The 10,593-nt window shown below is 71.2% G+C and carries 7 protein-coding genes, 1 tRNA gene and 1 riboswitch; of the genes, 4 read left to right on the top strand and 4 right to left on the bottom strand.

The genetic code is table 11. The features are described 5' to 3' along the window. Positions 1–136 precede the first annotated feature (136 nt). A riboswitch (cobalamin riboswitch) is annotated at positions 137–211 on the top strand. Positions 212–303: 92 nt separating this feature from the next. Both cobN and EAO76_RS17255 read left to right on the top strand, forming a co-directional pair. Next, positions 304–3,900: a cobaltochelatase subunit CobN gene (gene cobN, locus EAO76_RS17260; RefSeq protein WP_148836853.1), complete on the top strand. Its 3,597-nt coding sequence runs from the start codon at positions 304–306 to the stop codon at positions 3,898–3,900. 7 nt (positions 3,901–3,907) lie between these two features. Further along, complete coding sequence (locus EAO76_RS17255) at positions 3,908–4,486, top strand: TetR/AcrR family transcriptional regulator C-terminal domain-containing protein (protein WP_148836852.1); 579 nt, start codon at positions 3,908–3,910, stop codon at positions 4,484–4,486. Here EAO76_RS17255 and EAO76_RS17250 read toward each other — a convergent pair. Together EAO76_RS17250 and EAO76_RS17245 are read right to left on the bottom strand one after the other, a co-directional pair. Beyond that, a tRNA-Pro gene (locus EAO76_RS17250) sits at positions 4,468–4,541 on the bottom strand. The genes EAO76_RS17255 and EAO76_RS17250 overlap by 19 nt on opposite strands. Before the next feature lie 101 nt (positions 4,542–4,642). Further along, positions 4,643–5,581 carry a metallophosphoesterase gene (locus EAO76_RS17245; RefSeq protein ID WP_148836851.1) on the bottom strand — a complete coding sequence of 313 codons (939 nt, stop codon included), beginning with the start codon at positions 5,579–5,581 and terminating at the stop codon, positions 4,643–4,645. Between the two features lie 79 nt (positions 5,582–5,660). Here EAO76_RS17245 and EAO76_RS17240 point away from each other — a divergent pair, with 79 nt between their 5' ends. Continuing rightward, positions 5,661–6,125: a GatB/YqeY domain-containing protein gene (locus tag EAO76_RS17240; protein ID WP_148836850.1), complete on the top strand. Its 465-nt coding sequence runs from the start codon at positions 5,661–5,663 to the stop codon at positions 6,123–6,125. A 143-nt stretch (positions 6,126–6,268) separates the two neighbouring features. Here the strand turns inward: EAO76_RS17240 and EAO76_RS17235 are convergent, their stop codons facing one another. Then, positions 6,269–8,527 carry a transglycosylase domain-containing protein gene (locus tag EAO76_RS17235; protein ID WP_148836849.1) on the bottom strand — a complete coding sequence of 753 codons (2,259 nt, stop codon included), beginning with the start codon at positions 8,525–8,527 and terminating at the stop codon, positions 6,269–6,271. A gap of 386 nt (positions 8,528–8,913) precedes the next feature. Here EAO76_RS17235 and EAO76_RS17225 point away from each other — a divergent pair, with 386 nt between their 5' ends. Further along, on the top strand, positions 8,914–9,264 hold the full coding sequence (locus EAO76_RS17225) for a WhiB family transcriptional regulator (protein WP_187438703.1): 351 nt from the start codon (positions 8,914–8,916) through the stop codon (positions 9,262–9,264). Between the two features lie 22 nt (positions 9,265–9,286). Here the strand turns inward: EAO76_RS17225 and EAO76_RS17220 are convergent, their stop codons facing one another. Then, the gene (locus EAO76_RS17220; protein ID WP_148837362.1) at positions 9,287–10,567 is read right to left on the bottom strand and encodes an ArsA family ATPase; all 1,281 of its coding nucleotides are present in this window, start codon (positions 10,565–10,567) and stop codon (positions 9,287–9,289) included. Positions 10,568–10,593 lie beyond the last annotated feature (26 nt).

Genomic DNA, 10,593 nt, shown 5'->3' with positions numbered 1-10,593 from the left:
GCTCCCCGACCCCGCGTCACCGGTCGGCCGTACTATGCCCCGGGGGTGTTCGTGGTGCCCCGCCGCGCGGCGGGGCACCACGAACACCCCCACCGACGGGCCATCCGGCACGTCGTCGCCACAGACGGCGACAGGGGAGGAAGTCCGGTGAGATTCCGGCACGGTCCCGCCACTGTGAGTCCGGCCCACCGGCCGGGCGAGTCAGGAACTCCCTTCCCCGAGCGCTCGGTCCGTGCCGAGCAGGGGAGACCCATTCCGACACCCGCCCGGGGCGTGGACACCCCGAGGAAGGCCAGACGCCGCATGATCCTGCTCCTGTCGACGTCCGACACCGACCTGCTCAGCGCCCGCGCCTCGAACGGCCCGGTCTCCTACCGCTTCGCCAACCCCTCCCGGCTCCCGCTCCAGGACCTGCCGGAACTCCTGGAGGGCGCCGAACTGGTCGTCGTCCGCCTCCTCGGCGGGGTACGCGCCTGGCAGGACGGCCTCGACCAAGTGCTCGCCACCGGACGCCCCGTGGTCGTCCTCACCGGCGAACAGGCCCCCGACGCCCAGCTGATGGCCGCCTCGACGGTGCCCATCGGCATCGCCGCCGAGGCCCACGCCTACCTGGCCCACGGCGGACCGGCCAACCTGGACCAGCTCGCCCGCTTCCTCTCCGACACCGTCCTGCTCACCGGCCACGGCTTCGCGCCGCCCGCCCCGGCCCCCTCCTGGGGACCGCTGGAGCGCACGCCCCGGCGCACGGACGGCCCGACGGTCGCGGTCCTCTACTACCGCGCCCACCACATGAGCGGCAACACCGTGTTCGTCGACACCCTGTGCCGCGCCGTCGAGGACGCGGGCGGCCGGCCCCTGCCGCTGTACGTCGCCTCGCTGCGCACCCCCGAACCCGAACTCGTCGAGGCCCTGCGCGACGCCGACGCGATCGTGACCACCGTGCTCGCCGCGGGCGGCACCCGGCCCGCCGAGGCGTCGGCCGGCGGCGACGACGAATCCTGGGACGCGGGCGCCCTCACCGGCCTCGACGTGCCCGTGCTCCAGGCGCTCTGCCTCACCGGTTCGCGTGCCGACTGGGAGGGCAACGACGAAGGGGTCTCCCCGCTGGACGCCGCGAGCCAGATCGCCGTCCCCGAGTTCGACGGCCGCCTGATCACGGTGCCGTTCTCGTTCAAGGAGATCGACGCGGACGGCCTGCCCGTGTACGTCGCCGATTCCGAGCGCGCCGCCCGCGTCGCCGGGATCGCCGTGCGGCACGCCCGGCTGCGCCACATCCCGGCCGCCGAGAAGCGGATCGCGCTCGTCCTGTCCGCGTACCCGACCAAGCACTCCCGGATCGGCAACGCCGTCGGCCTCGACACTCCCGCCAGCGCCGTCGCCCTGCTGCGCCGCCTCCGGGACGAGGGCTACGACTTCGGTACGGAGGAGGTCCCCGGGCTCGCGTCGGGCGACGGCGACGAGCTGATCCGCGCGCTGATCGAGGCGGGCGGCCACGACCAGGAATGGCTCACCGAGGAGCAGCTGGCCCGCAACCCGGTCCGCATCCCGGCCGCCGACTACCGGCGCTGGTACGCGACCCTGCCGGCCGAGCTCCGCGAGGCCGTCGAGGAGCACTGGGGGCCCGCCCCCGGCGAGATGTTCCTCGACCGGTCCCGCAACCCGGAGGGCGACATCGTCCTCGCCGCACTGCGCCGCGGCAACCTGCTGATCCTCATCCAGCCGCCGCGCGGCTTCGGCGAGAACCCGATCGCGATCTACCACGACCCGGACCTGCCGCCCTCGCACCACTACCTGGCCGCCTACCGCTGGATCGCCGCCCCGGCCGACGACAACGGCTTCGGCGCCGACGCGATGATCCACCTCGGCAAGCACGGCAACCTGGAATGGCTGCCCGGCAAGAACGCCGGCCTCTCCGCCGCCTGCGGCCCCGACGCCGCGCTCGGCGACCTCCCGCTGATCTACCCGTTCCTGGTCAACGACCCGGGCGAGGGGACCCAGGCCAAGCGCCGGGTGCACGCCACCCTCGTCGACCACCTCGTACCGCCGATGGCGCGCGCCGACAGCTACGGGGACATCGCCCGCCTCGAACAACTCCTGGACGAGCACGCCCAGATCGCCGCGATGGACCCGGCGAAGCTCCCGGCGATCCGGGCCCAGATCTGGACCCTGATCCAGGCCGCGAAGCTCGACCACGACCTGGGCATCGAGGACCGTCCCGAGGACGAGGGCTTCGACGACTTCATCATGCATCTCGACGGCTGGCTCTGCGAGATCAAGGACGTCCAGATCCGCGACGGCCTGCACGTCCTGGGCGGCGCCCCCGCCGGTGCCGACCGGGTCAACCTGGTGCTCGCGATCCTGCGGGCCCGTCAGATCTGGGGCGGCACCGCCGCGTTGCCGGGGCTGCGCGAGGCACTCGGGCTCGACGAGTCCGCCGCGACCCGCGTCACCGCCGACGAGGCCGAGGAACGGGCCCGCGCCCTGGTCCAGGCGATGGAGGACGCCGACTGGTCCCCGGACGCCGTCGCCGGGGTGGCGGCCGGGCACCCGGAGGCGGTCGCCGACATCCTCGCCTTCGCCGCCCGCGAGGTGGTGCCGAGGCTGGCCGCCACGACCGACGAGCTCGACCACGCGCTCCACGCGCTGAACGGCGGATTCGTCCCCGCCGGACCCTCCGGCTCCCCGCTGCGCGGCCTGGTCAACGTCCTGCCGACCGGGCGCAACTTCTACTCCGTCGACCCCAAGGCGGTGCCCTCCCGGCTCGCCTGGGAGACCGGCCAGGCCCTCGCGGACTCGCTCCTGGAGCGCTACCGCGCCGACAACGGCGACTGGCCCACCTCGGTCGGCCTGTCGCTGTGGGGCACCAGCGCGATGCGCACCGCGGGCGACGACGTCGCCGAGGCCCTCGCGCTGCTCGGCGTCCGCCCGGTGTGGGACGACGCCTCGCGGCGCGTCACCGGCCTGGAGGCGATCCCGCCCGCCGAACTCGGCCGCCCGCGCATCGACGTCACCCTCCGCATCAGCGGTTTCTTCCGTGACGCCTTCCCGCACACCATCGGCCTGCTCGACGACGCGGTCCGCCTCGTCGCCGCCCTGGACGAACCGGCCGAGCAGAACCACGTACGCGCCCACGCCCAGGCCGACCTGGCCGCCCACGGCGACGAACGCCGCGCCACCACCCGCATCTTCGGCTCCCGCCCCGGCACGTACGGCGCCGGACTGCTCCAGCTCATCGACTCCCGCGACTGGCGCACCGACGCGGACCTCGCCGAGGTCTACACGGTCTGGGGCGGCTACGCCTACGGGCGCGAACTGGACGGCCGCCCGGCCCGCGAGGAGATGGAGACGGCGTACAGGCGGATCGCGGTCGCGGCCAAGAACACCGACACCCGCGAACACGACATCGCCGACTCGGACGACTACTTCCAGTACCACGGCGGCATGGTCGCCACCGTCCGGGCGCTGCGCGGCACCGCCCCGGAGGCGTACATCGGCGACTCCACCCGCCCCGAGACGGTCCGCACCCGCACCCTGGTCGAGGAGACGTCCCGGGTCTTCCGCGCCCGGGTGGTGAACCCCAAGTGGATCGAGGCGATGCGGCGGCACGGCTACAAGGGCGCCTTCGAACTCGCCGCCACCGTCGACTACCTCTTCGGCTACGACGCGACGACGGGCGTGGTCGCCGACTGGATGTACGACAAGCTCACCGAGACGTACGTCCTTGACCCGACCAACCGCGAGTTCCTCCAGCAGGCCAACCCCTGGGCCCTGCACGGCATCGCGGAACGCCTCCTGGAGGCGGAGTCCCGCGGCATGTGGGCCGAGCCCGACCCGAAGATCCTCGCCGCCCTGCGCGAGGCGTACCTGGAGACGGAGGGCAACCTGGAGGGCGAGGACTGACCTCCGCGTGTGCGCCCGGGGCCGCCCGTTCCACGGGACGGCCCCGGGCGCCGTCGGGGGCGCCTCCTTCAAGATCCTGACCGCCACCGCCACCGCCACCGCCACCGCCCGCGGCCGGGTCCAGGGCATCGCCCAGGAGGAGGTGCCGGCACTGCGCGCCCTGATCGCCGCCGAGGCCCGCCGCTTCCCCCGGCTGGGCCGCGCCTGGCGGGAACAGGGCCCCGAACGCTTCGCGGAACCGCTCGCCGCCGCCCTGCGCGCCTGCCCGGAGCTGGAGATCCCCGACAGGGACGTGGCGATCATCCAGTTCTACGCCCTCGTGCTGTACCCCCACGTCGTCCACAGCCCCTACGGCGACCGCCTGCCGCCGGCGGAGCAGCTGATCGAGCGAGGCGTGGACATGTTCCTGGAGTACTACCGGAACGGATGGAGAGAAAGCGCCGCCCGCACGTGGGGGAACCCCGCCGACTCCGACGGGCGGCCGCCTCGGACCCACAGATTGCCGGAAACCACTCAGGGGCCCGACCCGCTCTCGCGGATCAGGCCCCTGACCTGGTGTTTCAGCTGTCGGGGTGGCGGGATTTGAACCCACGACCTCTTCGTCCCGAACGAAGCGCGCTGCCAAGCTGCGCTACACCCCGATCGCCGCCGGTGTTCTGGCGACATCGATTACTTTAGCCCACCCGCGCCCGCAGACGAAATCCGGTTTTCGTGCCGCCGCGGGCGGGGGAGGGGACGGGGGTCAGTCCCGGGCCGTCAGGGTCAGCAGGGTCGCCTCGGGCGGGCAGGCGAAGCGGACCGGGGTGTAGCGGTTGGTGCCGCAGCCCGCGGAGACGTGGAGGTAGGCGCGGTTGTCCTCGACGGAGTGGGTGGACAGGCCCTTGACCCGGTCCGTGTCCAGGTCGCAGTTGGTGACCAGGGCTCCGTAGAAGGGGATGCAGAGCTGGCCGCCGTGGGTGTGGCCGGCCAGGATCAGGGGGTAGCCGTCCCTGGTGAAGGCGTCCAGGGAGCGCAGGTAGGGGGCGTGGACCACGCCGATGGAGAGGTCGGCGCCGGTCTCGGGGCCGCCCGCCACCTCCGCGTAGCGGTCGCGCTTGATGTGCGGGTCGTCCAGGCCGGTGAAGGCGAGCTCCAAGCCGTCGACCTTGAGTCGGCCCCGGGTGTTGGACAGGTCCAGCCAGCCCGCCTCGTCGAAGGCGTCGCGCATCGGCTCCCACGGGTTGTGGACGACGCCCACCGCGGGCGCGTTCCCGTTGAGGCCGTGCTTGCCCCGGGCCTTCTCCACCAGGTAGCGGGCGGGGTTGCGGAGCTTGGGGCCGTAGTAGTCGTTGGAGCCGAAGACGTACACGCCCGGGAACTCCATCAGCGGGCCGAGCGCGTCGAGCAGCTCGGGCACCGCCCCGGGGTCGGAGAGGTTGTCGCCGGTGTTCACGACGAAGTCCGGGCGCAGGCCGGCCAGCGACTGCAGCCAGGCGCGCTTCTTGCGCTGCCCGCTCACCATGTGGATGTCGGAGACCTGGAGCACGCGCAACGGGCGTGCCCCCTGCGGGAGCACGGGAATGGCGACCCGCCGCAGCCGGAACGAGCGGGCCTCGAACCCGGCCGCGTAGGCGAGGCCGGCCGCGCCGATCGCCGCGCCGACTGCCGTGACTTTCAGGGGTACTCCGTAGCGTGCGCGCATGTGCCCATCGTCGCAGACACCGCGCGGCGAGCAGAAAACCGGCGGGCGCGGGCTGCCCCGTACCTGCCACAATCAGCACATGACCACGCTCAAGTCCAAGCTCAAGGAAGACCTCACCTCCGCCATGAAGGCGCGTGACGAGCTGACCTCGTCCACGCTCCGGCTGACCCTCACCGCCATCACGAAGGAGGAGGTCAGCGGCAAGTCGGCGCGTGAACTCTCCGACGACGAGGTGCAGAAGGTGATCGCCAGGGAGGCGAAGAAGCGCCGCGAGGCGGCCGAAGCCTTCGCCCAGGGCGGCCGGGCCGAGCAGGCCGAGCGTGAGAAGGCGGAGGGCGCGATCCTCGACGCGTACCTGCCCAAGCAGCTGAGCGACGACGAGCTGGGCGCGATCGTGTCCGCCGCCGTCGAGGAGGCCAGGGCCGCCGGGGCCGAGGGCCCGCGCGCGATGGGCGCCGTCATGAAGATCGTGAACCCGAAGGTCGCGGGGCGTGCCGACGGCGGCCGGGTGGCCGCCTCGGTGAAGAAGCTCCTCGCGGGCTGACTCCGCTCCGGCCCGGGCCGGGCGCGCGGTCGCCCGGCGCATGAGGCCCGGCGCCCGGTTCCGCGTCCGCGCGTGGACGACATGAGGGTGGGGCCCGGATCGGTGTCGATCCGGGCCCCACCCTCGTTCGTGTCGCGTACGGCTCAGGGGCCCTGCGTGCCGCCGTTGGTCCGGCCGCGGTGGCCGCCGCCGTTGTTGCCGCCGATCAGGTCCGGCGAGATGGTGATGCCGGGGAACGGGGTCTTGTCACCGGGCTTCTTGCCGCCCGGGCCCGGCCGTCCCCGGTCGCCGCCCCGGTCCCGGTCCCGGTCGTCCTCGTCGTCCTCGTCCTTCGCCGGGTCGGGGATGTGCACGGTGTTGAAGGGGGGAGCGGCCACGCCGGCGAGGGCGCCCGTCATCGCGTCCCGCCAGATGGGTCCGGGGACCTGTCCGCCGTACACCTTGTCCTGGTACACGCCGCCGATCGTGATGCGTTCCATCTCGACGCTCTGGGACGGGCTGCCGACCCAGACCGCGCCGGACATGTTCGGCGTGTACCCGACGAACCAGGCGTTCTTGCGGGCGTCGGTCGTACCGGTCTTGCCCGCGTTGTCGCGGCTCTGGAGACCCGCCTCCTGCCCCGTACCGGAGTCGACCACTCCGCGCAGCAGGGTGTTGATCGTGTCGGCCGTCGTCTGCGACATGGCCTGCGAGCAGGAGGTACGGGGCACGGGGAGCGAGCTGCCGTCCGCCTTCTTGACCGACAGTACGGCGACCGGCGTGCAGTACGTGCCGCGGTTGGCGAAGGCGGCGTACGCGCTCGCCATCGTCAGCGGCGACAGACCGTTGGAGCCGAGGGTCAGCGTGGACGGGTTCTGCGGCAGCTTGGTGCCGTCGCCCTGCACCACGCCCAGCTTGTCGGTCATCTTCGAGACCGGGCACATGCCGATGTCCTGGAGCATCTGCACGAAGTAGGTGTTGACCGACATCTCCATGGCCTCGCGCAGCGCGTACGGGCCCTTCTCGGACTCGCTCTCGTTCTCCACGTGGTACTTCGGCACGCCGTCGTTGACCCACGGCTTCCCGCAGGACTGCACGGTGTCCGGATAGTCCATGTCGTACGGCGACGAGTAGACCTGGGTGGCCGGCTTGCCGCCCTCTATGGCGGCGGCGGCGAGGAACGGCTTGAACGTCGAACCGGTCGGGAAGCCGTAGTTCGAGCCGCCCATGCTCTTGTTGACCGAGTAGTTGTACTGCGTCTCGTCGGGCCCGAAGCCGTACGGCTTGGACTGGCCCATGCCCATGATCCGGCCGGTGCCCGGCTGGACCAGGGTGACGGCCGTCGCGACCTTGTCCTTCTTGTAGACGTGGCTCTTGATCGAGGTCTGCACCGACTGCTGGGACTGCGGGTCGAGCGTCGTCTTGATCGTCAGGCCGCCCTGGTTCCAGATCTTGGCCCGGTCCTCCTTGGTCTTGCCGAAGACCGGGTCGTTGAGGAAGACGTGGCGCACGTAGTCGCAGAAGAAGCCCGCGCCGTTGACGGCGGTGATGCAGCCGTTCTGCGGCTTCTTGACCTTCAGCTTGATCGGGTTCGCCTTCGCCTTGTCGGCCTCGGCCTGCGAGATGTTCCCGACGTCCGCCATGCGCTGGAGGACGGTGTTGCGGCGCTTGGTGGCCTCGGCCGCGTCGTTGACCGGGTCGTAGCGGCTCGGCGACTGCACGACGCCGGCCAGCAGCGCGGCCTCCTCCAGGGTCAGGTCCTTCGCCCGCTTGGAGAAGTAGCGCTGGGAGGCGGCCTCGATGCCGTACGCCTGCTGGCCGAAGAAGGTGATGTTGAGGTAGTTCTCCAGGATCTTCTTCTTGCCGAGCTCCTCCTCGACCTGGATCGCGTACTTCAGCTCCTGGATCTTGCGGCCCATGGTCTGCTGGGTGGCCTGCGCGACCTTGTCCGGGTCGTCGCCCGCCTCCTCGACGAAGACGTTCTTCACGTACTGCTGGGTGAGGGTCGAGGCGCCCTGCGCGGTCCCGCCCGCCTGCACGTTGCGGTTCAGCGCGCGCAGGATGCCCTTGAGGTCGATCGCCCCGTGCTTGTAGAAGCGGGCGTCCTCGATCGCCACGATCGCCTGCTGCATGTACGGAGAGATGTCCTTCAGGGGGACCACCGTGCGGTCGCGCGAGTACACCGAGGCGATCGTGCCGCCCTTGCTGTCCAGGATCGTGGTGCGCTGGCTCAGTGGCGGGGTCTTGAGGTTGGCCGGGATCTCGTCGAATCCCTCGACCGTCCCCTTGGTGGCGAGCCCCAGTGCTCCGGCGGCCGGCAGCGCGATGCCCGCGAGCACGACTCCGGAGAGCGCGGCGACACCGAGGAACTTGGCGGCCTGCTGGGTCGTCGAGAGACCCCCGCCCGAGCGCTTCTTTGGCATGGGGGCAGCCTACGTTCTCATTCGCCGGACACACGTATATGCCTTGGCCTAAGCTGCTCTCAACTGTCACAGCAGTCCGGTCCCGCATCAACCCCCGTGCACGACCCGGCCACGAACCAAGGCGCTCCCGAAATCGCCTCGTGTGTCGTTGAACGTCCGTTGTGATCCAGGTGAACTGTCCCTATTTCGCCGGGATAGTCGCGCATGTCCTCACCTCACTCCCCTGGGTGATCTGCCGCATACGCATAGTCCGTTCGGGCCATCCAAGATTGGGCCCGAAGGGGGTGTTGTGCTGTCGCCACCTTCCGTAACGTCCTCAACTGGCAGCGGTGAATATGCCGCTGTCGCCGTGGGGGAGCCTCGATTCGGGAGAGGACGGCGCCGTGATGGGCTGGGTAACCGACTGGAGTGCGCAGGCAGCCTGCCGCACTACCGATCCGGATGAACTGTTCGTACAAGGAGCAGCGCAGAACAGAGCCAAGGCGGTGTGCACCGGATGTCCGGTGCGGACCGAGTGCCTGGCCGACGCGCTGGACAATCGCGTCGAGTTCGGCGTGTGGGGCGGAATGACCGAGAGGGAGCGTCGCGCGCTGTTGCGCAGGCGGCCCACCGTCACGTCCTGGCGCCGGCTGCTGGAGACCGCGCGCAGCGAGTACGAGCAGTCCGCGGGCATCCTGCCCGTGGCGATCGGACTGGACGACGACGAACTGCACGAGAGGTACGCCGCGGTGGGATAGCGCGAACGGACGACTGGGCAGCTCAGGCCGGGGCGGAACCGGTCGCGAGCCGGTGCCCGATGGCCCGAAGGCCTTCGAGATCATGTACATCACCGGGCAGTGCGGCCACTTCGGTCACGGCGACCTCGGGGTGCAGCGCGGTGAAGCGGTCGCGTGTGCGCTGTTCGCGCGCGACCACCTGCATCCGTTCGGCGTGCAGACGCAGCAGGCCGGCGGTCAGCTGATCGACGTGGCTCGCGTGGTCCTCGTGGTCCGTGTGCTCGGCGGGATCGGGAGTGGTGTCAGGGGTGGCGACGGCTTCGGGCGGGGCGTCCGACCGGTCGGCCGGGTCACGAAGTCCAGCCTTCCCGGTCGTCTGATCCACAATGCCGACCCCGTCAAGATTTTCTGCGGCGGCCAGGGCGTGCTCGGCCGAGAGCCGGGCGGCTTCGCTGCCGTGGACGCGGTTGAGCACCAGACCGGCCAGCGGCATGTCCTCCGAGGCGAGCCGTTCCACGAAGTAGGCGGCCTCGCGCAACGCGTCCCGCTCGGGGGCCGCGACCACGAGGAAGGCCGTGCCGGGCGCCTGGAGCAGGGTGTATGTGGCATCCGCCCGGGTCCGGAAGCCGCCGAACATGGTGTCCATCGCCGCGACGAAGGTCTGTACGTCACGCAGGAGTTGACCGCCGAGCAGCTTGCCGAGGGTGCCGGTCATCATCGACATGCCCACGTTCAGGAATTTCATGCCGGCCCGGCCGCCCATCTTCGCGGGGGCCATCAGCACCTTGATGAACTTTCCGTCCAGGAAGGAACCGAGCCGCTTCGGCGCGTCCAGGAAGTCCAGCGCGGAGCGCGACGGAGGGGTGTCGACGATGATCAGGTCCCACTCGTCGCGGGCGCGCAGCTGCCCGAGCTTCTCCATCGCCATGTACTCCTGCGTGCCCGCGAAACCGGCCGACAGGGACTGGTAGAAGGGGTTCTCCAGGATCGCGCGGGCCCGTTCGGCGTCCGTGTGCGCCTCGACGACCTCGTCGAAGGTCCGCTTCATGTCGAGCATCATGGCGTGCAGCTCCCCGCCGCCCTCGCCCTCGATGCCAGGGACCCGGCGCGGGACGTTGTCCAGCGAGTCGATGCCCATGGACTGGGCGAGCCTGCGGGCCGGGTCGATGGTGAGGACGACGACCTTGCGGCCGCGCTCGGCCGCCCGTACGCCCAGTGCCGCGGCGGTCGTGGTCTTGCCGACGCCGCCCGAGCCGCAGCACACGACGATCCGGATGGCGGGGTCGTCGAGCAGCGCGTCGGCGTCCAGCGCGGGAGCGGACAGCGGGGACGGGGAGGACGGGGCGGCGG

The sequence above is a fragment of the Streptomyces sp. sk2.1 genome (assembly GCF_008120935.1).
Taxonomy (GTDB): domain Bacteria; phylum Actinomycetota; class Actinomycetes; order Streptomycetales; family Streptomycetaceae; genus Streptomyces.
This window is presented reverse-complemented; position numbering and strand designations above follow the sequence as displayed.